25 protein-coding genes and 2 tRNA genes are annotated in these 23,516 nt (G+C 62.4%); 13 read left to right on the top strand and 14 right to left on the bottom strand.

Annotated elements, in window-relative coordinates; all coding sequences use genetic code 11:
• Positions 1-76: 76 nt before the first annotated feature.
• Positions 77-1,279, bottom strand: coding sequence for a tRNA epoxyqueuosine(34) reductase QueG (gene queG / locus GWE18_RS34320; RefSeq protein ID WP_275190090.1), 1,203 nt, complete (start codon positions 1,277-1,279; stop codon positions 77-79).
• On the bottom strand, positions 1,228-1,920 hold the full coding sequence (locus GWE18_RS34315; RefSeq protein WP_275190089.1) for a glutathione S-transferase family protein: 693 nt from the start codon (positions 1,918-1,920) through the stop codon (positions 1,228-1,230). Before GWE18_RS34315 ends, queG begins: the two co-directional genes overlap by 52 nt.
• A gap of 177 nt (positions 1,921-2,097) precedes the next feature.
• Between GWE18_RS34315 and GWE18_RS34310 the strand changes: the two genes are divergently transcribed.
• Positions 2,098-2,904 carry an undecaprenyl-diphosphate phosphatase gene (locus tag GWE18_RS34310; RefSeq protein ID WP_275190088.1) on the top strand — a complete coding sequence of 269 codons (807 nt, stop codon included), beginning with the start codon at positions 2,098-2,100 and terminating at the stop codon, positions 2,902-2,904.
• 103 nt (positions 2,905-3,007) lie between these two features.
• On the opposite strand, the gene GWE18_RS34305 is transcribed toward GWE18_RS34310, so the two are convergent.
• Positions 3,008-3,976 carry a complex I NDUFA9 subunit family protein gene (locus tag GWE18_RS34305; protein ID WP_275190086.1) on the bottom strand — a complete coding sequence of 323 codons (969 nt, stop codon included), beginning with the start codon at positions 3,974-3,976 and terminating at the stop codon, positions 3,008-3,010.
• 147 nt (positions 3,977-4,123) lie between these two features.
• Here GWE18_RS34305 and GWE18_RS34300 point away from each other — a divergent pair.
• The 11 genes from GWE18_RS34300 (at position 4,124) to GWE18_RS34245 (ending at position 14,335) form a co-directional block, all read left to right on the top strand.
• Positions 4,124-4,210, top strand: a tRNA-Leu gene (locus GWE18_RS34300).
• Between the two features lie 267 nt (positions 4,211-4,477).
• Entirely contained in the window at positions 4,478-4,948 is a 471-nt protein-coding gene (locus GWE18_RS34295; RefSeq protein WP_275190085.1) for a hypothetical protein, read from the top strand.
• 18 nt (positions 4,949-4,966) lie between these two features.
• Entirely contained in the window at positions 4,967-5,455 is a 489-nt protein-coding gene (locus GWE18_RS34290) for a hypothetical protein (RefSeq protein ID WP_275190084.1), read from the top strand.
• Between the two features lie 399 nt (positions 5,456-5,854).
• Positions 5,855-6,469, top strand: a complete 615-nt coding sequence (locus GWE18_RS34280; protein ID WP_057850492.1) for a ribonuclease D — start codon at positions 5,855-5,857, stop codon at positions 6,467-6,469.
• A gap of 138 nt (positions 6,470-6,607) precedes the next feature.
• Positions 6,608-7,345, top strand: a complete 738-nt coding sequence (gene lptC, locus GWE18_RS34275; protein ID WP_275190082.1) for an LPS export ABC transporter periplasmic protein LptC — start codon at positions 6,608-6,610, stop codon at positions 7,343-7,345.
• Complete coding sequence (locus tag GWE18_RS34270) at positions 7,342-8,031, top strand: LptA/OstA family protein (RefSeq protein ID WP_275190081.1); 690 nt, start codon at positions 7,342-7,344, stop codon at positions 8,029-8,031. Before lptC ends, GWE18_RS34270 begins: the two co-directional genes overlap by 4 nt.
• 195 nt (positions 8,032-8,226) lie before the next feature.
• Positions 8,227-9,255, top strand: coding sequence for an LPS export ABC transporter ATP-binding protein (gene lptB, locus GWE18_RS34265; RefSeq protein WP_275190080.1), 1,029 nt, complete (start codon positions 8,227-8,229; stop codon positions 9,253-9,255).
• 215 nt (positions 9,256-9,470) lie between these two features.
• Positions 9,471-11,120: an RNA polymerase factor sigma-54 gene (gene rpoN / locus GWE18_RS34260; RefSeq protein WP_275190079.1), complete on the top strand. Its 1,650-nt coding sequence runs from the start codon at positions 9,471-9,473 to the stop codon at positions 11,118-11,120.
• 130 nt (positions 11,121-11,250) lie between these two features.
• The gene (raiA, locus tag GWE18_RS34255) at positions 11,251-11,838 is read left to right on the top strand and encodes a ribosome-associated translation inhibitor RaiA (RefSeq protein WP_275190078.1); all 588 of its coding nucleotides are present in this window, start codon (positions 11,251-11,253) and stop codon (positions 11,836-11,838) included.
• Between the two features lie 229 nt (positions 11,839-12,067).
• Positions 12,068-12,529: a PTS IIA-like nitrogen regulatory protein PtsN gene (gene ptsN, locus GWE18_RS34250; RefSeq protein ID WP_028347914.1), complete on the top strand. Its 462-nt coding sequence runs from the start codon at positions 12,068-12,070 to the stop codon at positions 12,527-12,529.
• Positions 12,530-12,646: 117 nt separating this feature from the next.
• The gene (locus tag GWE18_RS34245) at positions 12,647-14,335 is read left to right on the top strand and encodes a methyl-accepting chemotaxis protein (protein WP_275190077.1); all 1,689 of its coding nucleotides are present in this window, start codon (positions 12,647-12,649) and stop codon (positions 14,333-14,335) included.
• Positions 14,336-14,492: 157 nt separating this feature from the next.
• Here the strand turns inward: GWE18_RS34245 and GWE18_RS34240 are convergent, their stop codons facing one another.
• The 8 genes from GWE18_RS34240 to GWE18_RS34205 form a co-directional block, all read right to left on the bottom strand.
• On the bottom strand, positions 14,493-14,759 hold the full coding sequence (locus tag GWE18_RS34240; RefSeq protein ID WP_057844784.1) for a DUF1150 domain-containing protein: 267 nt from the start codon (positions 14,757-14,759) through the stop codon (positions 14,493-14,495).
• A 52-nt stretch (positions 14,760-14,811) separates the two neighbouring features.
• Positions 14,812-15,237, bottom strand: a complete 426-nt coding sequence (locus GWE18_RS34235) for an Hsp20 family protein (protein WP_057850485.1) — start codon at positions 15,235-15,237, stop codon at positions 14,812-14,814.
• Positions 15,238-15,502: 265 nt separating this feature from the next.
• Positions 15,503-16,591: a sn-glycerol-3-phosphate import ATP-binding protein UgpC gene (locus GWE18_RS34230; RefSeq protein ID WP_275190076.1), complete on the bottom strand. Its 1,089-nt coding sequence runs from the start codon at positions 16,589-16,591 to the stop codon at positions 15,503-15,505.
• A 7-nt stretch (positions 16,592-16,598) separates the two neighbouring features.
• A complete protein-coding gene (gene ugpE / locus GWE18_RS34225; protein WP_275190074.1) occupies positions 16,599-17,447 on the bottom strand; it encodes a sn-glycerol-3-phosphate ABC transporter permease UgpE in 849 nt (282 codons plus the stop codon).
• Positions 17,447-18,328: a sn-glycerol-3-phosphate ABC transporter permease UgpA gene (gene ugpA / locus GWE18_RS34220; protein WP_275190073.1), complete on the bottom strand. Its 882-nt coding sequence runs from the start codon at positions 18,326-18,328 to the stop codon at positions 17,447-17,449. The genes ugpE and ugpA overlap by 1 nt, the downstream gene beginning before the upstream one ends.
• A 65-nt stretch (positions 18,329-18,393) precedes the next feature.
• Positions 18,394-19,707 (bottom strand): sn-glycerol-3-phosphate ABC transporter substrate-binding protein UgpB, encoded by a 1,314-nt coding sequence (ugpB, locus tag GWE18_RS34215; RefSeq protein ID WP_275190072.1) that lies wholly within the window; start codon positions 19,705-19,707, stop codon positions 18,394-18,396.
• A 290-nt stretch (positions 19,708-19,997) separates the two neighbouring features.
• On the bottom strand, positions 19,998-21,194 hold the full coding sequence (locus GWE18_RS34210; protein WP_275190071.1) for a CaiB/BaiF CoA-transferase family protein: 1,197 nt from the start codon (positions 21,192-21,194) through the stop codon (positions 19,998-20,000).
• A gap of 175 nt (positions 21,195-21,369) precedes the next feature.
• Complete coding sequence (locus GWE18_RS34205; RefSeq protein ID WP_275190070.1) at positions 21,370-21,795, bottom strand: organic hydroperoxide resistance protein; 426 nt, start codon at positions 21,793-21,795, stop codon at positions 21,370-21,372.
• Between the two features lie 160 nt (positions 21,796-21,955).
• Here GWE18_RS34205 and GWE18_RS34200 point away from each other — a divergent pair, with 160 nt between their 5' ends.
• Positions 21,956-22,414, top strand: a complete 459-nt coding sequence (locus tag GWE18_RS34200) for a MarR family transcriptional regulator (protein ID WP_275190069.1) — start codon at positions 21,956-21,958, stop codon at positions 22,412-22,414.
• Positions 22,415-22,432: 18 nt separating this feature from the next.
• On the opposite strand, the gene GWE18_RS34195 is transcribed toward GWE18_RS34200, so the two are convergent.
• The 3 genes from GWE18_RS34195 to GWE18_RS34185 form a co-directional block, all read right to left on the bottom strand.
• The gene (locus GWE18_RS34195) at positions 22,433-22,669 is read right to left on the bottom strand and encodes a GIY-YIG nuclease family protein (protein ID WP_275190068.1); all 237 of its coding nucleotides are present in this window, start codon (positions 22,667-22,669) and stop codon (positions 22,433-22,435) included.
• Between the two features lie 139 nt (positions 22,670-22,808).
• Positions 22,809-22,884, bottom strand: a tRNA-Ala gene (locus GWE18_RS34190).
• A gap of 65 nt (positions 22,885-22,949) precedes the next feature.
• The gene (locus tag GWE18_RS34185; RefSeq protein ID WP_057902399.1) at positions 22,950-23,375 is read right to left on the bottom strand and encodes a TIGR02300 family protein; all 426 of its coding nucleotides are present in this window, start codon (positions 23,373-23,375) and stop codon (positions 22,950-22,952) included.
• Between the last annotated feature and the right edge of the window lie 141 nt (positions 23,376-23,516).

Here is a 23,516-nt window from a genome sequence, read left to right as displayed (position 1 = left end):
TTGTTCCTTGCGCTAGATCATTCATGTTCTACGGGCCGAGCTTGGCCGGCGCGACCCTGACAGTGCGGCGGCGAAATCAGGGGCTTGGCAGTGGGTCCATGAGTCGCCATTCGTCGCGCACGGTCGCGTCCGCTTCGACCTCGATCGCCTTCGCAGCCCGTGCGGCAAAGGCGTGCGGCTCCGCCAATTGCGATAAGACCCACACCGCCGCGCCGCGCACCAGCGGGCTTGCGTCGCTCAGAAGGCGCTCGGCTTCCACAGCCAGAGCGGCCTCGCCCGAGTTGCCGATCGCGATCAGCACGTTGCGGACGAAGCGGTCGCGGCCGATGCGCTTGACCGGCGATTTAGAAAACAGCGCGCGAAACGCTGTGTCGTCGAGCCGCACGAGCTCCGCCAGCGAGGGCGCGCGCAATTCTGTGCGCGCGGCCAGTTTGGCTTCGCGGCCTTGCTGCGCGAACTTGTTCCACGGGCACACGGCGAGACAATCGTCGCAGCCATAGATGCGGTTGCCGATGCTCTTGCGAAATTCGTGCGGGATCGGTCCCTTGTTCTCGATCGTCAGGTACGAAATGCAGCGCCGCGCGTCGAGCTTGTAAGGCGCAGGGAAGGCCGCGGTCGGGCAGATCTCCTGGCAGGCGTTGCAGGAGCCGCAATGATCGGTGTCGGCGTCGTCGCGCGGGAGATCGGCAGCCGTGAAGATCGCGCCGAGAAACAGCCATGAACCGAATTCGCGCGACACCAGATTGGTGTGCTTGCCCTGCCAGCCGAGCCCCGCCGCCTGTGCCAGCGGCTTTTCCATTACCGCTGCGGTATCAATGAACACTTTCACTTCCTCACCGGAGGCGGCGACGAACCACCGCGCCAGCACCTTCAGACGCTTCTTGATGACGTCGTGATAGTCGTCGCCCTGCGCGTAGGCGGAGATCGCGCCGCGTGTGCGCTTCGCAAGAAGCGCGAGCGGATCTTCCGCAGGCCCGTAATTGACGCCGAGCATGATGATGGAGCGCACCCCTCGCCACAGCACGCGCGGATCCATCCGCCGTTCGGGTTGCGCCGCGAGCCAGTCCATGTCGCCATGCGCGCGGGCATCGAGGAATTCGCGGAAATATTTTCCGGCGCCAGCGATCGCATCGGGATCGGTCACGCCGATGCAGTCGAAACCGAGCGTCTCCGCTTCGCGCGCGAGCGCGGCCTTCAGATCGGCGGCGGAGAGTCTGGCGTCCTTGTTCAGAAGTCGAGGTCCACGTAGGTCCGCGACGCCGGTACGCCCGCCAGCCATTCGCTGAGCAGCGGGCGGAACGACGGGCGGGACTTCACCCGTGCATACCACGCCTTTGCTGCGTCGTCCTCGCTCCATGGCACGTCGCCCAGATAATCGATCGCCGAAAGATGCGCCGCGGCGGCGAGATCCGCGTAGGTCAGCCGGTCGCCGGCGAGGAAGTTCCGCGTCTGCGCCAGCCAGCCGATATAGGCCAGATGATAGCGCACATTGGCCTTGGCTGCGCGGATCACATCGGCCGCCGGCGCCCCGCCGCCATTCTCCTCGCTCATGAAACGCTTGTAGATGCGCTCGGTTACCAGCGGATTCGACGCCTCCTCGAAGAATTTTTCATTGAACCACGCCATCAGCCGGCGCACCTCGACGCGCTCGGCCATCGAGGCCGGCAACAGCCGCCGGTCGCCCGCCTCCAGGCCGTGCGTCTCGTCGAGATACTCAGCGATGACGCTTGCGCCGGGAATCGGCGGAAAGCCGTCAGCCATCAACACCGGCGTAGTGCCCGCGGGATTGAGCACGAGAAACCCCTCGCGCCGCTCCCAGGCCCGCTCTTCCACCAGGCGCAGGTCGAGGCCGTGTTCGCCCAGCACCAGGCGAACGAAGCGCGAATGCGGACAGAACGCGTGATGATAGAGCGTGTACATGAAATCCTTGGGGCAAAATCGCGGCAACTACGGAACCCTCAAACCGCGTCAAAACGAATCGGGACACTAGCCAAGCAGGCGCACGAGGCAACCTAAGTTTGGCGTTTTTTTGCGATTGCGGCATGGGGACGAATAGGCGAGAAGGGCGCGGCTTTTCCTGTCAAAATGGACCACATCATGATGTCGGAAGCAGTCAAGGCGGTGATTCTCGGCATCATCGAGGGTATCACGGAATTTCTCCCCGTTTCCTCCACGGGCCATATGCTGCTGGCGCAACGCTACTTCGGCCTTGGTGAGGGCGCCTTCTGGCAGAGCTTTGTGATCCTGATTCAGCTCGGCGCGATCCTCGCCATCGTCATGCTGTATTTCGTCAAGCTGTCGCGCGTCGCGCTCGGCATGTTCACCAATCCCGACGACCGCCGGTTCGTGATCGGGGTGCTGGTGGCGTTCCTGCCTGCGGTGATCATCGGCCTGATTGCCGGCAAATACATCAAGGAGCTTTTGTTCAATCCGTGGGTGGTCTGTTTCACGCTGATCGTCGGCGGCGCGATTCTGCTCTGGGTCGATCAGCTCGAACTCAAGCCGACGGAGGATGACGCTACGCGCTATCCGCTGATGATGTATCTGTGGATCGGCATCGCGCAATGCGTGGCGATGATACCCGGCGTATCGCGTTCCGGCGCCAGTATCGTGGCGGCGATGCTGCTCGGCGGCGACAAGCGGTCGGCGGCGGAGTTTTCATTCTTTCTCGCGATCCCGACCATGGTCGGCGCGTTCGCCTATGATTTCTACAAGAACCGCGCCGAGATGACGGTCGATCACGTCGGCATCCTCGCGATCGGTTTCGTGGTGTCGTTCATCACCGCGGCGATCGTGGTGAAGACGTTCCTCACCTATGTCACGCGCCATGGCTTCACGTTTTTTGCGTGGTGGCGCGTCGTCGCCGGCACGCTCGGCCTGCTCGCGCTGGCGCTGGGGAAGTAGGGCTCGGAAATTGTAGGGTGGGCAAAGGCGCTCTTGCGCCGTGCCCACCATCTAACATTGTGCTCGCGATGGTGGGCACGCTGCGCTTTGCCCACCCTACGAGCTACGCGCTCTTGCGCTGAAACTGCCCGGCGGCGCGGAAGCGCCAGAGATATTGCGGGGCGATCGCCTGCATTGACCCGGGTGTGATGCCGAGCCCTTCCAGGGTCAGCCCCGCGGCTTTGGCGGCGTCCGACACCACATTGTCCGACTGCAGCATCGCCACCTGGTCCGCCGTCAGCTTCAACGGTCCCGGTGCAAATTGCAGAAACATCGCCTGCAGCCGTGCCAGCCCGAACGGCAGCGAAACCAGCATGCGCTTGCGCTCGGTGATCGCGAGAATGATTTCCATGATCTCACGCATGGTCAGCACTTCGCGTCCGCCGAGTTCGTAAGCTGCGCCAGGCTCCGTCTTGCCGTCGACGGCATCGGCGACCGCGGCTGCGACGTCACCGACATAAGCCGGCTGTATCCGGGTTACGCCGCCGCCGATCAGCGGCAGGAAGGGTGATATCCGCGCCAGCGCGGCAAAACGGTTGGTGAATTGATCCTCGGGCCCGAACATTAGCGACGGCCGCAGGATGGTGGTCGAGGGGGCCGCGGCCAGCACCGCCTGCTCGCCGGCGGCCTTGGCGCGCGAATAGTGCGATGGGGAATTCTCATCGGCGCCGATCGCCGAGACGTGCACCATCCGCGCGCCGATGGCGCTGGCGGCCTTGGCGATGGTTTCGGCGCCCCTGGTCTGCACGGCGTCGAAGGTCTGCGCGCCGCCCTCGGCCAGGATACCGACCAGGTTAATGACGACCTGCGAGCCGCGCATGGCGGCCTCGACAGAGGCCGGATGGCGAACATTGGCCTGCACGGCGTGGATCTGGCCGACCTTGCCGGCCGGTTGCAAATGGACGGCCAGTTCCGGCCGCCGTACCGCCACGCGGATACGGTAATCGCGCTTGCAGAGCGCCCGAACCACGTTTCGCCCCAGAAAACCGGATCCGCCGAAAATCGTGACGAGGGTGTCCAGGTTCGATGTCATCGGGGTCAAGTCCTGCCGTCAAATTCGAGAGATATCGGTGGGATTTAGCGGTTTCGCGTACGCCAACCCGGCCTCGCTGTACAGCGTATTTGTCCGGCATCGAAGCAATTTGACAAGCGTGCGACCGTTCCTTACTAACCCGCCCGGGCCCAGGTGGCGGAATTGGTAGACGCGCTGGCTTCAGGTGCCAGTGGCTTCACGGCCGTGAAGGTTCGAGTCCTTTCCTGGGCACCATTGCCCTTGCCCAAACCATGTGAGATGCGGCCGGGAGACGCCGGGCAGACCGCAGCGCGGCCGCGCGAAAAGCCTGTCGTAAGAGATCCTGGTTGCGTCAGGCTGCGCCTGATCGGAATCCGAACCGGACCGTCCGGACCACGGTTGAACACGCCATTATTGTCGGACTTCATCCGGCCGCCAGCCGGGTGAAATTCCTGCGGATGCGGAGCCGCTGCGGCGCAGCGGAACAGGCTTGGCTCCCAAGCCATCCCGTTGCCAGTGCGCATGCTTCCATGGCTTCATGGAGCGCTAGGTTCGTTTTTTCGACAAGGGATCAGCGCCGCCAGCATTGCAGAATTCGTCCGTTCGCCCCCTGCTCCCTTGAGCAAAGGCCAACGCCATGCTGTCGACGTTATCACGAGCCGCGACACCTTGCTCCGCCTCAGGAGCAACCGGGAAGCTGTTTATCAGGCCGATCCTGAAGCGCAGCTTTTCATGTCCTTTTCATGGATCGCAGGTTGGTTTGAACGGCTCGGCTGTCAATGGATTGTCCTGGCAGCGAAGGACAGTCCTGACGTTGGGGACTACGTCGCCTTCTTCCCGTTGCAGCTACGCACCGAACGAAGCAGAGAGGGGAAATTTCACAACGAACTGAGAACCGGCGGCGGCTATTTTGCCGGCTACACGGGCTTCATTTGCGATCCCGGTATGAGCATGCAGCTACGGGTGCCTTTGCCGACCGCACAAAGCGGCTGAATTGGAGCAAGCTTCACCTTGAGAGAACATCTGCGGACGATGCGCTTCTTCTCCCGATCCTTTTGGCAAGGGGGAAATCGGATTGGGCTTCAGGCCAGTCTCATCGACTGGAAGAACCGTTCATTGATGAGCCTGTTGAATGGTCGCGATCTCAGCGTCAAACGTCCCCGCCCGGCTTTGTCCTTCATCTTCATTGCATTCAATGGGGCATCGAGAAGGGCTTCACCGTGTACGATCTCCAGACGGGAATTTCTCTACAAATATGATTTTGGCGGGCTGGAGCGCCGGGCCGAATGCCTGCGCGTGACCACCCATGATCAGCAGAATCTTCGCGGCAAACTGGAGCCGCTGAGCTTACCCGTGGTTTTCGGCCGTGCGCGGGGTCTGAGGCCCAACGAGACAAGATCCTCAAGAACGGTCAACACCGCCATTGACGCGGGTCACGCTATGCCGCGGGATCCGTCTTTGGCGCCGGTTCCATCTAACGAGATTCCAGTGCCAAATTAGCTAAATACTGTAGTAAAAACAATGTGTTAATAGTTGATTTATGGTCTGTCCGGGCCCATAATTTATGTCCGGAGCACGCCTATGACCGAGAACGTCAAGCTACCGCGCAAGCTGTCCGAAGAGCGGGAGCTGCCGCCTCCGCGGCGGCCAAGCCATGCGGACGTCATCGAGAATCTCGACCGATGGGCCAACAGCCCAGGGCTCCAGCCGCCGAAATCATCCGAAGAGGCATCACGGTACGCTCGACGGCACGCAAAGGCAGCCGAACGCTGGAAAAGCGAATAAATCGCCACGAAGCCGCCATTTCCCATCCTATAAGCCATGCTCAGCCGCTCGCCTCCCGCGGCTGCCGGCGCTAGTGTTTCCGTCGAATCGACCTGAGACACGAGGCTTTCCTTCATGACTATCCGCCTGCATCGCGGCGATCTGCCCGATCTGTCCCGCTACAAGGATTCCGTGGCAATCGATACCGAGACCATGGGGCTCAATCCGCATCGCGACCGGCTCTGCGTGGTGCAGATGTCGAACGGCGACGGCAGCGCCGACGTCATCCAGATTCCCAAGGGGCAAACCGACGCACCGAACCTCAAGGCGCTGCTGGCCAATCCGAACATCACCAAAATCTTTCACTTTGCGCGGTTCGATCTAGCCGCCCTCTACAACACTTTCGGCGTCATGCCCCAGCCGGTCTACTGCACCAAGATCGCCTCACGGCTGACCCGCACCTATACCGACCGGCATGGTCTGAAGGATCTGGTGCGCGAGGTGCTCAACATCGATCTGTCGAAGCAGCAGCAGTCGAGCGACTGGGGATCAGTGAGCCTCAGCGAGGCGCAGCTCGCCTATGCTGCCTCCGACGTGCTGCATCTGCATGCCTTGCGCGAGCGGCTCGATACCATGCTGGCGCGCGAGGGCCGGACGGCGCTGGCGCAGGCGTGCTTCGACTTCCTGCCGACCCGGGCAAAGCTCGATCTCGGCGGCTGGGAGGCCGAGGACATCTTCGCGCATTCGTGACCGAGGCTATTTGAAGCGGTCCGGCCACTGCTTCCGCCCCGTTTCGGTCACACTCATCGCGAGTGTCCGGGCTGCATAATCCCGCGATTGCGGGTAGAATGACGCTTTCCTGGCGTCTTAGCGCCCCTCGGAGCCGCGGTGAACTCGATACAGAACCCAGCCTACGACCCGGGACTGGAGGTCCGCTTCGCCGCGGCCGCCCGTCATAGCCGGATGGTGCGGGGGCTGCGGATCGCGGTCCCGGCGGCTGTGCTGCTGGCCATGGCCGGCGTCGTGGCGATCTCGGTCTTCAACCCGTTCCGCATCACGGGGCTGGCGAAGCTGCCCGTCGACATGAGCAATCTCGTGGTGTCAGGCACCAAGATCACGATGGAAACGCCGCACCTCGCCGGCTTCTCGACCGACCAGCGTCCTTACGAATTGTGGGCCAAGGCCGCGATCCAGGATCTGGCCGAGCCCGATCACGTCGAACTCCGGACGTTGCGGGCCAAGGTCATGATGGAGGACAAGAGCACGGTCACGATGGATGCGCGCACGGGATTTTTTGACAGCAAGCAGCAAATGCTGGACCTGCGCAAGGATATCTTCCTGCAATCCTCCACCGGTTACGAGGCCAGGCTCTCGCAGGCCTATGTCGACATCAACAAGGGAACGGTGACGTCGGACGAACATGTCGACGTCAAATTGCTGAACGGAACGCTCACCGCCGACAGCCTCAGGATCATCAACAGCGGCGAGGTGGTGCGTTTCGAAGGCAATGTCGTGATGAACCTGATCATGGAAAGCCCTCCGGCACCCGAGCCTGAGTCTGAGCCCGAGTCGCCGCCACCGCCGAAGACGCGGTCCGTCACCGGCAAGTCCGCCAACACGAAATGAAATTTATGATGCAGTTCTTCTCGCGCAGTTTTGCGGCAGCAGCGCTTGCGCTCGCGCTGGTCGCGTCCGGTGACGCCTTCGCGCAAGGCGCCATGTCGGGCGTGCCCAATGCGATGCAGGGCTTTTCGCAGAACCGCGACCAGCCGATTCAGATCGAGGCGGCCTCGCTTGAAATGCGGGACAAGAAGAAGGAGGCGACCTTCTCCGGCAACGTGAAGGTCGTGCAGGGCGACACCACCATGACCTCGAAGTCGCTGGTGGTGTTCTACGATTCCGGCCCGGCGCCGGCTTCGCCGCAACAACCCGCCGCGCCGAAGGGGTCAAAATCCGCGCAGATGCAGTCCGCAACCCCCGGGCCCGGCGGCAGTTCGTCGATCCGCCGGCTGGAAGCCAAGGGTTCGGTCGTGGTCACGCAGAAGGACCAGGTCGTGACGGGCGAGACCGCGATCTTCGACACGCGGGCCAACCTCATCACCATGGTGGGCGGGGTCGTGCTCACCCAGTGCAAGAACGTGCTCAAGGGCGACCGCCTCAAGGTCGACATGACAACGGGCGTGTCGCGGGTCGAATCCGACAGCGGCAAGGTGCAGGGCATGTTTATACAGGGAGAGAATTGCGGCTCGGGATCGGGCGGAGCGAAGCCGGCTCCGGTACAGATACCCTCGCTGATCCCCGGCAAAAAATAAGACAGATCAGCGCCTTAAAGATTAATTGGGGCCCTCACGGTTGAAGCTGACAGCGCGAGCCTGTATCTACTGGGCAGAACGCACGGCGGGGTGTTTCGCTGGGCAGGGGACATCCACTCATTCATGGTTCGCGGGTGAAGCGATTCGCCGGCGGGCGCGTCGCGGAATCACCGTGAAAGGCTTAAGCGAAGCGGGATGGTGGATTTACTCGGCATGTTCCGTCGACGCCCCGCGAAACGCGGCGCCCCCGGGTTTGCGCGTTCGCGCGAGGACATCACCGCGCTCGGCGATTCCTTCGGCGACATGCTGAGGAGCCCAGTGCGCGATGCGCCGCCGATGGCGCGCTCCGCCTCACTGCCAGGCTCACTGCCAGGGCTGGAATTGCCGCAGCCTTCGCCCGACGTCGAACCGCCGCGCGAACCGCGTCCCCGCGCGCAGGCGCCCCGTCCCAAGCCCAACGCCAAGGCTAATGGCGGCGAAGCGCCGCGGCCGATCAAGCGGTCCGGCTTCCTCGCCGTGCACAGCGTGGAAAAGAGTTTCGGCACACGGCAAGTGGTGCGCGGCGTCAGCATCTATGTTCGCCGCGGCGAGGCGGTAGGCCTGCTCGGCCCGAACGGCGCCGGCAAGACTACGGTGTTCTACATGATCACCGGCCTGATCAAGGCGGATCGCGGCGCCATCGAACTCGACGGCCACGACGTGACCAAGCTGCCGATGTATCAGCGCGCGCGGCTCGGCATCGGCTACCTGCCGCAGGAAGCCTCGATCTTTCGCGGCCTCACCGTGGAACAGAATATTCGTGCCGTGCTCGAGGTCGTCGAGCCCAGCCGTAAGAAGCGCGAGGCCGAACTCAACTCGCTGCTCGACGAGTTCAACATCACGCGGCTGCGCAAGTCGCCCTCAATCGCGCTCTCGGGCGGCGAGCGCCGCCGCGTCGAAATCGCGCGCGCGCTGGCGACGCGTCCGAACTACATGCTGCTCGACGAGCCCTTTGCCGGCATCGACCCGATCGCGGTCGGGGACATTCAGGACCTGGTCCGCCACCTCACCAACCGCGGCATCGGCGTCCTGATCACCGACCACAATGTGCGCGAAACGCTCGGCCTGACCGACCGCGCCTATATCGTCTATGCCGGGCAGATCTTGACCGAGGGCAGTCCGGAGGAAATCGTCAACGATCCGGATGTACGCCGCCTTTACCTTGGCGAGGAATTCCGGCTTTAGCGCATGAGGCGCCCAAGAGTCGCGGTGAGTCGCGGTTTGGCGGTAAGATCTTGCGCTCGTTCAAGAATTTGTGGCGCGCCCGGACGCAAAACCGGTTTCCGCTTATGCCGGTCGCGCCATAACCTAATTTTCGCGTTCGTCAAGGCGTGTACAAGGGCTTTAGACTAATATAAGCAAGAATCGGACCAACTTTTAGTGGATCGGTTCTTGGCCTCATGGCGCTGACGCAGAGACTAGAGTTCCGCCAGTCGCAGTCGCTGGTGATGACGCCGCAATTGATGCAGGCGATCAAGCTGCTGCAATTGTCGAATCTCGACCTGTCGGCTTTCGTGGAGGAGGAGCTGGAGCGCAATCCGCTGCTGGATCGCGCCAGCGACGGCCCCGAACCTCCGGTCGCGGGCGAGCCGGCCGCCGCGGGCGCCGAGTTCTCCGATTCCGGTAGTTATGGCGAGGATGGCGGCAGCGATGCCTCCGATATGACCACCGGCCCGGGCGGCGAGGCCTTCGAGCCCGGCCAGGAGGAGTGGCTGAACCGCGACCTCGGCAGCCGTACCGAGATCGAGCAGACCCTCGACACCCCGCTCGACAACGTATTTTCCGAAGAGCCCGCGGAAGCCGCCGCGCGCGCCGCGCAAGACGCGGCGCCGACCGCCTACACCGAATGGGGCGGCGGCGCCTCCAACGACGACGATTACAATCTGGAAGCCTTCGTCGCCGCCGAGGTGACGCTGGGCGGCCACCTCGCTGAACAGCTCGCGGTCGCGTTCAGCGCGCCGGCGCAGCGCATGATCGGCCAGTATCTGATCGATCTCGTCGACGATGCCGGCTACCTGCCGCCGGATCTCGGGCAGGCCGCCGAGCGCCTGGGCGCCTCGCCGGCGGATGTCGACGCCGTGCTCGCGGTGCTGCAGAAGTTCGATCCGCCCGGCGTCTGCGCGCGGAATTTGAGCGAGTGCCTGGCGATCCAGCTCCGCGAACTCAACCGCTACGACCCTGCCATGCAGGCGCTGGTGGAAAATCTCGACCTGCTGGCCAAGCGCGACATCGCGTCTTTGCGCAAATTGTGCGGCGTCGACGACGAAGACATCACCGACATGATCGGCGAAATCCGCCGGCTCGATCCGAAGCCCGGCCTCAAATTCGGCTCGGCGCGCACCCAGACCATGGTGCCTGACGTCTATGTACGGCCGGGGCCGGATGGCGGCTGGCATGTCGAACTCAACAGCGACACCTTGCCGCGCGTTCTGGTCAATCAGGTCTATTACACCGAGCTGTCGAAGACGATCCGCAAGGACGGCGACAAATCCTATTTCAGCGATTGTTTGCAGAACGCCACCTGGCTGGTCCGCGCGCTCGATCAGCGCGCCCGCACCATCCTGAAGGTCGCCACCGAAATCGTCCGCCAGCAGGACGGTTTCTTCACCCATGGCGTCGCGCATTTGCGGCCGCTGAATCTGAAGGCGGTGGCGGACGCGATCCAGATGCACGAATCGACGGTGTCGCGCGTCACCGCCAACAAATATATGGCAACCAATCGCGGCAGCTTCGAGCTGAAGTATTTCTTCACCGCCTCGATTGCGTCGGCCGACGGCGGCGAGGCGCATTCGGCGGAGGCGGTCCGTCACCACATCAAGCAATTGATCGATGCGGAAGCGCCGAGCGCGATCCTCTCCGATGACACCATCGTGGAACGATTGCGTGCATCAGGCATTGATATTGCCCGCCGCACGGTCGCGAAATACCGCGAAGCGATGCGCATTCCCTCCTCGGTCCAGCGCCGCCGCGATAAACAGAGTATGCTCGGTAACGCCCTTTCAGCCCCCGCCACTTCCTCCGACCGGTCCCGCGATACGGCTCCGGCCTGATTGCGTTCGCGTCAAATCGCGATAGTGTCAGGTCCCCGACAGAGCGCGGCTCCGGGAAACGACACCGGTTTTCCCAATGGACCGTGCTCCGGCAAGACCAGAGTAGTCGAAGCATCAAGCGAGGCATCCAATGACCCTTCGAATCTCCGGGAAAAGTATCAGTATCGGCGAAGCGCTTCGTTCGCGCGTCAGCGAGCGCACCGATGAGGTCTTGAAAAAATATTTCGACGGCAATTATTCCGGCCACATCACGCTGAGCAAGGATGGCTTCGGCTTCCGCACCGATTGCGCGCTGCACCTGGATTCCGGAATTACGCTGGAGGCTGATTCCAACGCCACCGATGCCTATGCCAGCGCCGATCAGGCGCTGCTGATGATCGAGAAGCGCCTGCGCCGCTACAAAAGCCGGCTGAAGGACCGCTCGGCCCGCAAGACCTATGCCGCCAACGCGGCGCTGGCGCATATCGACGCGCCGAGCTACGTGATCGAAGCGCCGGCGGAAGGCGACGAGGAGGTCACCACCTATAGCCCCGTGATCATCGCGGAAGCGACCACGTCGCTGAAGCGGCTTTCGGTCAGCGAGGCGGTCATGGAGCTGGATCTGACCGGGGCCGCCTGCATCGTGTTCCAACATGGCTCCAGCGGCCGGGTGAACATCATTTACCGCCGGACCGACGGCAATGTGGGCTGGGTCGACCCCCCGGCGGTTAGCCCCTGACATATATGGCTAACCGCATTGACGGCCCCAGCCGCCCTTCCTATGGTCCGCCGCCCTTAACGATGGCAGTGCAGGAACCTGCTCTCGGGAGTTGGCACCGGCCAAACGTTGGAGTAGAAGCCCAGCAAATCGGACTTGGGCTTAAGCTCGCCCCCGTCTCATCTTCTTGACGCCCCGGTTCTACAACCTATCTCGCAACCTCACGGTTTAATTCACCTCGGAACGCCCCATGACGATTACCGATCTGGTCGCACCCGAGGCGATTCTCCCCGCTTTGAAGGTCATCAGCAAGAAACAGGCGCTGCAGGAGCTGGCCGCGCGCGCCTCTGCGCTGACCGGCCAGAACGAACGCTCGGTGTTCGAGGTATTGTTGCAGCGGGAGAAATTGGGCACCACGGCCGTCGGCTACGGCGTCGCCATTCCTCACGGTAAGCTGCCGAAGCTGGAAAAGCTGTTCGGGCTGTTCGCCCGGCTCGAACGCCCGATCGATTTCGAGGCGATGGACGGCCAGCCGGTCGACCTGATCTTCCTGCTTCTGGCCCCGGAGGGCGCCGGCGCCGATCATCTGAAGGCATTGGCCCGAATCGCCCGGCTGTTGCGCGACCAGGACGTCGCCAAGAAGCTGCGTGCCTCTCGCGACGCCCAGGCAATCTATTCGGTTCTGGCGTTGCCGCCGGCGAGTGCGGCCTAGTTCCACAGGTTGGGGCCGCGATTCCCCGTTCGGTGGTAAACCGGTTAAACGCAATTTTAAGCTAAATGGCGGTTATTTCGCTGGCTGGGATTTTTCCATTGCCCGGAGAACATTGCCATGGCGCTACGGCTGTCGATTTCACGCGCGATATTAATTTTCGGATTGGTCACCGCATTAGGTCTCGGGGCCGTGATTGCCACCAGCGTTTATGGGCTGTCTCAGCTTAAGGTCGGTGGTCCGCTCTACAACCAGATCAAGCTCGGCAACGACCTCATCGCCGACATCCTGCCGCCGCCCGAATACGTCATCGAAGCCTATCTCGAGGCCACCCTCGTGTTGCACGATCCGGCGCAGGTTTCGGCGCATCGCGACAGGATCGCGCAGCTCAAGAAGGAATATGACGAGCGGCACGATTTCTGGGTCAAATCCGATCTCGATCCGGTGCTCAAGACCAAGCTGGTGGAGAAATCCGACAACGAGGTGCGCCGCTTCTGGACCGCGATCCAGCAAGGTCTATTGCCCGCGCTCGCCAGGGGCGACAGCGCCGCGGCCGCGAAATCCTACGCCGAAATCACCGCACGTTATACCGCGCACCGCGCCATCATCGACGACATCGTCAAGCAAACCAACGACAAGAACGCGGCGACGGAAGTCGCAGCGACAGGGCGCGTCAGCATCTTCACCTTGTTGCTATGGGGCGTTTCGGCCGCAGTGTTTCTCGTCATCGGCGCGGGCATTTTCGGCGTGGCATTCGGTGTCATTCGTCCCATCGCGCAAATGACCGAGGTGATGAAGGGTCTGGCCGGCGGCGACCTCAATGTCTCGGTCCCGGCGCTCAGCCGCGGCGATGAAGTAGGCGCCATGGCGCGCGCGGTACAGGTCTTCAAGGACAACGCGCTCCGCGTTCAATCGATGGAACTGGAGCAGGCGAGCCTGAAGCTGAAGGCGGAAGGCGATCGCAAGGCAGCGATGCAGCAGATGGCCGAGGGCTTCGATTCCGCGATCGGAAGGATCATCCAGACCGTATCGACCGCCTCGTCCGAGCTCGAATCATCGGCCGGACAACTGACCAAGACCGCCGAAGTGACGCAGATGCTCTCGGCAACGGTTGCCTCCGCATCGGAGCAATCCTCGGCCAACGCGCAATCCGCCGCGGCGGCCGCGGAAGAGATGGCCTCATCGGTGTCGGAGATCAGCCGCCAGGTGCAGGATTCGCACAAGATATCGCGCGAGGCGGTGAGCCAGGTCGAGCAGACCAATGCGCGGATTGCCGATCTCGCGCAATCCGCCAGCCGGATCGGCGAAGTGGTCAAAATGATCAGTGCGGTCGCCGAGCAGACCAATCTCCTGGCGCTGAACGCCACGATCGAGGCGGCGCGCGCCGGCGAGGCGGGACGGGGATTTGCGGTCGTCGCCTCCGAGGTCAAGGCGCTTGCCGCGCAGACTGCGAAAGCGACCGAGGAAATCAGCGAGCAGATCGGCCAGATGCAGTCGGCCACCAATCAGTCGGTGTCGGCGATCCAGGAAATCGGCGGCACGATCGGTCGCATCGCAGAAATCTCGCAGGCGATCGCGGCCGCCGTTGAAGAGCAGGGTGCCGCGACGCAGGAAATCTCCCGCAACGTGCAGCAGGCGGCGCAAGGAGCCACGCAGGTCGCCGGCAGCATCACCGACGTCAACCGCGGCGCGACCGATACCGGCGCGGCATCGACGCATGTGCACGGGCTGGCCCGCTCCCTATTGGGACAGAGCAATCATCTCAAAGGTGAGGTGGAGAAATTCCTCTCGACCGTGCGCGCGGCCTAGGCGGATTGGAATTTGCTATTGACGAAGATACGCGGGCGATGCCCGCGTATCCGAAACTCTCTTCTCGCATTCACCCGGCATCAGATCAGTCGATGCCGGCGAAGCTTCGTCAGTGACAGCAGCAAGCGCTGCGTCAGTGACAGCAGCAAGTGCTGCGTCAGTGCACGCTGACGGCCTGAAGCTCGTTGCTCCATGCGTTGGCGATCGCCGCTTCGCGGCTATCGGTCAGCATAATCGGGGTGCCGTCGGCGGCATGCAGCGCGAACAGTTTCAGTCCTGGCGCGATTTTCGGCGCCTGCGGAAACAGTCCCGGCACGTCCTCGGAACGGACTTGTTTCACGTAGGCGATATGGCCCTCACCAAGATGGGCCAGCGCCTCAACGGAAACTTTTTCGGGTTCGAAGGTCACACTCATGTCACTCATGGTCTCGACTCCTCTGGAGACTAAGCGGTCGAGTCCGCTCCTTGTTCCACTATTATTCGTGCTCATTGATAGCGATTGTCTTAACGACCCTTTCAGGTTCCGGCCTGGCAAGGTCGATCGACAACAGCCCGTTTTTCAGATCCGCGCCCAGCACCAGCATCCCCTCTGCCAGCACGAAGGTGCGCTGGAAGTGGCGCGCGGCGATGCCGCGATGGATGTACTGCCGGGCCTTGTCGTCCTGCTGGCGGCCCCGGATCACGAGTTGGTTTTCCTCAATGGTCACATCGAGTTGGTCGCGGGTAAATCCCGCCACCGCGAGCGTGATGCGTAACCGTTCGGGTTGGCCGTTGGCACGGTCACACCGCTCGATGTTGTAGGGAGGATAACCGTCGGCGCCTTTGACGACGCGATCGAGCGCACGCTCGATTTCGTCGAACCCAAGCAGGAACGGACTGGATAACGAAGGAACACGAGACATTACAAAGTCCTCTCGAAGCGACTTTGAGGGGCCCTTGCGGCGCCCCATTCAACCGGCCGGCCGACTTGCCGTCCGGTCAACAGGGAATATGGGGGTGATTTGGGGTGGGTTCAAGCGCCTCTGAAAGCTGCATAAATCGGCCGCGGCGAGGTTTTTGCCGGTCATTCCGGGGCAGGCGCGTCAGCGATTGAACCCGAAATCTCGAGATTCCGGGTTCGCTTCGCGCCCTCAGGTGCGCAATTGCGCACCGGGGAATGACGACTCCTCAACCCACCCGCTTACGGCCGTCGGCGGTAAATAGATGCAGCTTATCGCTGGCGGCAACGGCCCTGATTCGCTCACCGATCGCGGGGCCGACAGCGCCGGGAATCCGCACGATGATCTCGCCGGGTGGCAGCTCGCCGGGGGTGGCGGCGACGCCCTGCACCTCGTGCTGGCGCGTGCCGTAGACGAAGGTTTCGGCGCCGACGCGCTCGATCGCCTCGACCGTGAGGCCGAGCGCCACGCCGCCGGAAACCGTTTCGCTCGTGATGACGAAATCCTCAGGACGAATACCGAGAATGCCGGCTTCGTTGGCGCGGGCATCGCCGGCCAGTTGCGATTTGATCTCGTCGGAGCGCAGCGGCATCAAATTCATCGGCGGCGCGCCGATGAAGGAGGCGACGAAGGTGGTTGCCGGCTTCTGGTAGATCTCGAGCGGATTGCCGATCTGCTCGACCTGGCCGCCGTTCATGACCACGAGAATATCGGCCAGCGTCATCGCCTCAAGCTGGTCGTGGGTGACGTAGATCGAGGTCGTGGACAGGCGGCGCTGCAGTTTGCGGATCTCGACGCGCATGGCGATACGCAGCTTGGCGTCGAGGTTCGACAGCGGTTCGTCGAACAGGAACACTTTTGGCTGCCGCACGATGGCGCGTCCCATCGCCACGCGCTGGCGCTGGCCGCCGGACAATTGCCGCGGCTTGCGGTCGAGCATCGTGCCGAGTTCGAGAATGCGCGCCGCTTCCTCCACGCGCGTCTTGATCTCGGCTTCCGCCATGCGGCGGTTGCGCAGGCCGTAGGCCATGTTGTTGTAGACGGTCATATGCGGATAGAGCGCGTAGTTCTGGAACACCATCGCGATATCGCGGTCAGCCGGCTCGATCTGGTTGACGACGCGCCCACCGATATCGATCTCGCCGCCGGTGATGGTCTCGAGCCCCGCGACCATGCGCAACAGCGTGGACTTGCCGCAGCCCGAAGGCCCGACCAGCACGCAGAATTGGCCGTCGCCGACGTCGAAATCGATGCCCTTGATCGCTTCGAAGCCGCCGGCGTAGGTCTTGCGGACGTTACGGAGGGTGACGTTGGCCATGACTACCCTACTTCTCCGTCTCGACCAGGCCGCGCACGAACAGCCGTTGCATGAATACGACGACCGCGACCGGCGGCAGCATCGCGAGAATGGCGGTCGCCATCGCGAGTTGCCATTCGGCGAGTTCGTCGGTCGTATACAGCATCTTCTTGATGCCAATCACGATGGTCTGCATCGAATCCTGGGTGGTGATCAAAAGCGGCCACAAATATTGATTCCAGCCATAGATGAACTGGATCACGAACAGGGCTGCGATCGTCGTCACCGAGAGCGGCAGCAGCGTATCCCAGAAGAAGCGGAACGGACCTGCGCCATCGATCCGCGACGCCTCCAGCAATTCTTCAGGGATGGTCATGAAGAACTGCCGGAACAGCAGCGTTCCCGTGGCGGACGCAATCAGCGGCAGGATCAATCCGGCATACGTGTCGAGCATCTTAAGATCGGCCACCACCTTGTAGGTCGGATAGATGCGGACCTCTACGGGGAGCATCAGCGTGACGAAGATGATCCAGAACGCGGTCTTGCGGAACGGAAAGCGGAAATACACCACCGCATAGGCGGACAGCATCGAAATGAAGATTTTGCCGAGCGCAATGCCGAACGCGGAGATGAACGAGTTAATCAGCATCTGGGCGACCGGTTCGCGGCTGGTGCGGGCGCCGCCGACAAATACCGCGCGGTAGTAATTTTCCAGCATTTGGTCGCCGGGCGACAGCGGCATTCTGCCGCCGACCACGGTCGCCGCGTCATGGGTGGATGCGATCAGCGCCAGATAAACTGGAAAAGCTACGATGAAGATGCCGAGCGTCAGGATTGCATAGGCGATGATGTCGCTGAGCGGGCGGTGCTCGACCATCAGTACTGCACCTTGCGCTCAACATATTTGAACTGGATCGCGGTCAGTGCGATCACGATCACCATCAGTACCACCGACTGCGCGGCCGAGCCGCCGAGATCGCCGCCAAGGCGCCCGTCGGCAAACACCTTGTAGACCATGGTGGTGGTCGCGCCGGCCGGGCCGCCGCCGGTGACGGCGTCGATGATGCCGAACGTATCGAAGAAGACGTAGACGACGTTGACGACCAGCAGGAAGAACGTGGTCGGCGACAGCAGCGGAAAGGTAATGGTCCAGAACCGTCGCATCGGGCCCGCGCCGTCGATGGCGCCGGCTTCCAGCACGCTCTTCGGAATCGATTGCAGCCCGGCAAGAAAGAACAGGAAATTATAGGAAATCTGCTTCCACACCGCAGCCATCACCACGAGGGCCATCGCGTGGTTGCCGTTCAGCAGCGGATTCCAGTCGAAATTCATCCAGCGCAGCGGCCGTGCCAGCGTGCCGAGTGAAGGATGAAACATGAAGATCCACAACACGCCGGCGACCGCGGGCGCTACTGCATAGGGCCAGATCATCAGGGTCTTGTAGGCGCCGGCGGCTTTGAGGTTCTTGTCGGCTTGCGTGGCAAACAACAGCGCAATGGAAAGCGAGAGCGCCGCCACCAGCGAGGAGAACACCACCGTCACCAGCATCGATGCGTAATATTCAGGCTGGGCGAACAGCGACGTGTAATTTTCCAGGCCGACGAATTCCGAGGTCAGCCCGAACGCATCCTCGCGCAGAAAGGATTGCCAGACCGCCTGGCTCGCCGGCCAGTAGAAGAATACGAATGTGATGATGAGCTGCGGAATCAGCAGCAGATATGGAAGCAGCTTGTTGCTGAAGACGACAGACTTTTCCATTCAAGCCGCTTGCGTGATGCGATAGCGGCTCCCTCCCCGGGACGGAGAGGGAGCCTTGATTGGCGTTATTTTGCCGTCTTTTCGAACGTCCGCAACATCGCATTGCCGCGCGCGACCGCAGCATCCAGCGCTTCCTTGGCGGTCTTCTTGCCAGCAAGGGCTGCTTCCAGTTCTTCGGCCCAGAGGTCGCGCATCTGCACCATGTTGCCGAAGCGAAGCCCGCGGGAATTTTCGGTCGGCTCCTTGTTGGTCAGTTCCTTCAGCGGCGTCTGCAGCGTCGGGTTCTTCTCGTAGAAGCCGTCCTTGACGGTCTTTTCATAGGCGGCCTTGGTGATCGGCAGGTAGCCGGACTTCTGGTGCAGATCGGCTTGTCGTTCGGTCGCGGACAGGAAGGTGAAGAACTTGGCCACGCCCTTGTATTCTTCGGGCTTCTTGCCGCCCATCACCCACAGCGAAGCGCCGCCGATGATCGAGTTCTGCGGGGCGCCCTTGACGTCGGGATAATAAGGCATCGGCGCCGAGGTGAAATCGAACTTGGCGGTGCTCTTGGCGGTCGCGTAATAACCCGAGGAAGTCAGGAAGATCGCGCATTCGCCCGAGGCAAAGCGGTTCTCGCTGGCATTGGCGCGGCCTGCATAGTCGTAGGTCTTGTCCTTCTGAAGCTCGATCAGGTTCTCCAGATGCTTCACATGCAGCGGCGAGTTGAATGTCAGTACGGTGTCGAAGCCGTCGAGGCCATTCGCCTTGGTGCCGATCGGCGCGTTATGCCAGGCCGAGAACTGCTCGATATGCACCCAGCTCGCCCAGGCGTTGGAGAATCCGCAGGTCGTATGCCCGGCCGCCTTCAGCTTCTTGGCGGCGTCGAACACTTCCGGCCAGGTCTTCGGAATCTCGGCGATGCCGGCCTTCTTCAATTCGTCCTTGTTGATCCACATCACCGTCGATGAGGAATTGAAGGGGAATGACAGCATGTCGCCCTTCGAGGTCGAGTAGTAGCCGGTAATGGCCGGCAGGTAGGCCTTGGGATCGAACGGCTCGCCGGCATCCTTCATGAGCTGGTAGACCGGCTTGATGGCGCCGGTGGCGCTCATCATCGTCGCGGTGCCGACCTCGAACACCTGAATGATGTGCGGCGCAGTGCCGGCGCGGAAGGCGGCGATGCCGGCATTCATGGTGTCGGGATAGCTGCCCTTGAAAGTCGGGACGACCTTGTAGTCGGACTGGCTGGCGTTGAACTCCTCGGCAAGCTTGTTGACGATGTCGTTGTTGCCGCCGGTCATGGCGTGCCACCACTGGATTTCGGTCACAGCGTGGGCAGGCGTTGCAAGCGCCAGCACAACAGTCACTGCCGCCGCTGCGCCGAATTGTCGAAATGCCATGGAATTCCTCCGGGTTGGGGTCGTCATCTTCGTTTCGCGCGATAACAGCGTCGGATGACGTGCAAATGACCCTATAAGCGAAAGGATGGTATTGGGGAAGCGTGCGCCAAGGAAGCCGGAAAATAGGCGAAGGCGGACGAGCTCAATCAGCGCCGTCGCCCCTGCGAACGAACGCAGGGGCCCATAACCACAGCAGGGTGTGATCGCAGAAAGGCGACTGCCACAGTCCCCAAAGTAAAGCCGCGGCGTATGGGTCCCTGCTTTTCGCAGGGACGACGACGGAATCGTAGCTAGCGCTTGCGCTCGGAGCCGCAGACCGCACCGCTGGCGACCATGGCGTCGATCTCGCCCTCGGAGAAGCCGAACTCGCTCAGCACCTCGGCTGTGTGCTGGCTGAACTTCGGCGGCGTCCGCCGCAGGCTCGGCTTGGTCCGCTCCAGCCGGATCGGGGAGGCGACGCCCTTGTACCAGTCCTTCGTAACGATATCGCCGCGATGCAGCGTGTGCGGATTGGTCAGCGCCTGATCGATTTTCTGCACCGGGCCCGCCGGCAGGCCGGCCGCCAGCAGGCGATTGCAGAGCGGCTCGGCCTCGTGCTGGCTGAAAACGGCGGCGAGTTCGGCGCGTAGCGCATCGCGGTTGGCGATGCGGTCCTTGTTGCGGGCAAAGCGCGGGTCGGTGCCGAGCTCGGACTTGCCGATTTCCTTGGCGAGCTTGCGGAAGGTGCCGTCATTGCCGACGCCGATGAAGATATTGTCGGTTTTGGTCGGGAAGATCGCGTAGGGCACCAGATTCGGATGCTCGTTGCCGGTCAGCCCCGGCGGCTTGCCGTGCATGAAATAATTCGCAGTGTGCGGATGCATGATCGCAAGGCCGGTTTCGTACAGCGTGGTTTCGAGAAACTGGCCGAGACCCGAACGCTGCCGCTCCGACAGCGCCATCAGGATACCGATCGCGGCATAAAGCCCGGTGGTGATGTCGACCAGGGGAACGCCGATCCGCATCGGGCCGCTTTCGGGCGAGCCGGTCGCCGCGATCATGCCGGTCATGGCCTGGATGATCGCGTCATAGCCGGGGTTACCGCCGCGCGGGCCGTCGGCGCCGAAGCCGGAAATCCGGCAATGCACCAGTTTGGGAAATTTTGCGCGCAGCACGTCGTTGCCGATGCCCCATTTGTCGAGCGTGCCGGGCTTGAAATTCTCGATCAGGACGTCGGCGGTCTCCAGCATCTTCAGCAGAACCGCGCGCCCGCCTTCCGAGGCGAGATCGAGCCCGATCGAGCGCTTGTTGCGGTTGATGCCGACGAAATAGGCCGCGTCTTCCTCGTGGAACGGAGGGCCCCAGTCGCGCACTTCGTCGCCGGCCGGCGGTTCGACCTTGATGACGTCGGCGCCGTGGTCGGCAAGGATTTGCGTGCAATAGGGGCCGCCGAGCACGCGCGTCAGATCGATCACGCGCAGGCCGGTCATTGCGCCGGAAGAACTCATGGAAAACAACCTTCGCTCAGGATGACAATGGAAATCCTGAGCTAGCTGTCTTCCGGCGCGGCGGCAATGGCGTCCCGTGCACAGGCGCATGACGCGGCTGCCGTAACGGGCTCGCGAAAATTCCGCGGGACGAACGGCCCGCCGATATCAGCGGCAGGCCGTTCAGATCACGTCGTCAGACGACCGTCAGACGCACATCCACATTGCCGCGCGTGGCGTTGGAGTAAGGGCACACCTGATGGGCTTTCGCGACCAGGGCTTCCGCTTCCGCCTTGGCAACGCCGGGCAGCGAAACGGCCAGCTCGACGTCGAGGCCAAACCCGCCTTCCGAACGCGGGCCGATGCCGACGGTGGAGGTCACCGACGCGTCTGCGGGCACCTTCGGGCCGCCCTGCGAAGCGACGAATTTCATCGCGCCGATGAAGCAGGCGGCATAACCGGCCGCGAACAGTTGCTCAGGATTGTTGCCGGCGCCACCGCCGCCGCCGAGTTCCTTCGGGGTGGCGAGCTTGACGTCGAGCGCGCCGTCGAGGGTTGCGGCGGTGCCATCGCGGCCGCCGGTGGCCTTGGCGCTGGTCTTGTAGAGCACGTTCACGGACATGTCGGTCTCCCTGGGGTTTGCCGTTTCGATGGCCGCTATATCGCACACAATTAGATTGTGCGCAATATAAATTTATTGCAAACGGCGCGATTTAATTGTATGCAATTGAAATCAAGCGATTAGGACGCCAAATCGGGCGCGGCGTGTCGAAGAGGTTACGATGGCGAGAAAGCATTCGGCCGATCTGCCGCTCAGGCTCGATAATCAGCTCTGCTTCGCAGTGTATTCCACCGCGCATGCCTTCAATCGCGTCTACAAGCCGCTGCTCGACCGGCTAGGCCTGACCTATCCGCAGTATCTGGTGATGCTGGTGCTGTGGGAGCGCGACGGCGTACCGGTCAAGGACATCGGTGAACGCCTGTTCCTGGATTCCGGCACGCTGACGCCGCTGCTGAAGCGGTTGGAGGCGGCCGAACTGATCAGGCGCACCCGCAGCACCGAGGACGAGCGACAGGTGATGATCGCGCTGTCGCCCAAGGGAGAGGCTCTGCGGGAGAAAGCGCGGACGGTGCCGCAGGCGATCCTGGCTGCGTCAGCCTGCTCGGTCAACGAACTCATGGCGATGAAGAGCGAGATCGTCGCGCTTCGCGATCGGTTGAATGCGGTGTTGGGAGAGTAGGGCCGATGGGGCGCGCGCTCAGAAATGCTTCTTTGCAAAGGCCCGGCCGGAGCCTGATTTCAGATATTTCTCGAATGCGATGGCACTCTGTTCGTCGCTGAACGCGATGTAAGTCCTCAGCCGCCAAGGCCCATACTTAGAAGTGTGGGGGACTTCGCGGGCGTTGTGCTTCGCCAACCGGGCGCGAAGGTCGTCGGTTACGCCAACGTAAAAATGCTCGGAATCCAGACTTTCAAGGATGTAGACGTACTTCATGGCTGCCCCCCACTAGATTGGCAGGAGCTTAGCATCATTAAGGGCTTGCCGAGGCCCGCCGTCGCCCTTCGGGCTATGGCGAGGCAGCCTTCGCTACGAGAGGGCTTGCCTAGCCGAAGCTGGCGAAGCCAGCGAAGGCTGGTGGAGCCAGGCGGGATCGAACCGCCGACCTCTTGCATGCCATGCAAGCGCTCTCCCAGCTGAGCTATGGCCCCGTAGAATCGCAGCGCCTCAAATCAGCGTGCGGGCAATGACCCTGAACCACAGTTCTGGGCCGATCTCAAGTCTCTTCGTCACCTCCGACGTCGCCGATGATGTCGGTAACGTCCTCATCGCCTTCCTCCTCGTCGGGAATGAAGGTGGAATCGTCGTCGTCATCGTCTTCGATGGTCTCGTCGATCTCGATGTCGTCTTCCGATTCGGGAACCACGGCCTTGACCTTGCCGGTGTTCTCCTCGGCGTCGGCCTCCTCGAGCGAGACCAACTCTTCGGCCTCTGCGGCCTCCGGCAAATCGGCGGCGGCGGTGGCCGAAGCAGCGGCTGCGGCGCGTGCGGCATCGCCACGGGCGGCCCGTGGCGGTGCGATCGGTGCAATCGGCACGACCTCGCCGGTGTAGGGCGAAATCACCGGGTTCTTATTCAGATCGTAGAATTTCTTACCCGTCGTCGGGCAAATGCGCTTAGTTCCGAGATCGGATTTGGCCACGTGTGGATCCTGGGAAATTCTGAAAAACGGTGCTTCACTTGGCTAGTTAAGGGGCTGGTGTCAATAGCGGTTTGATGCATTTGACCGCAGCGTGACGCGGTGGGGCCCATGTGGTACTGCCGCCCCCGCAGAGGACCCCAA

The sequence above is a fragment of the Bradyrhizobium sp. CSA112 genome (assembly GCF_029051645.1).
GTDB lineage: Bacteria > Pseudomonadota > Alphaproteobacteria > Rhizobiales > Xanthobacteraceae > Bradyrhizobium.
The sequence above is the reverse complement of the archived record's forward strand: the minus strand, read 5'-3'. Positions and strand labels throughout refer to the sequence as shown.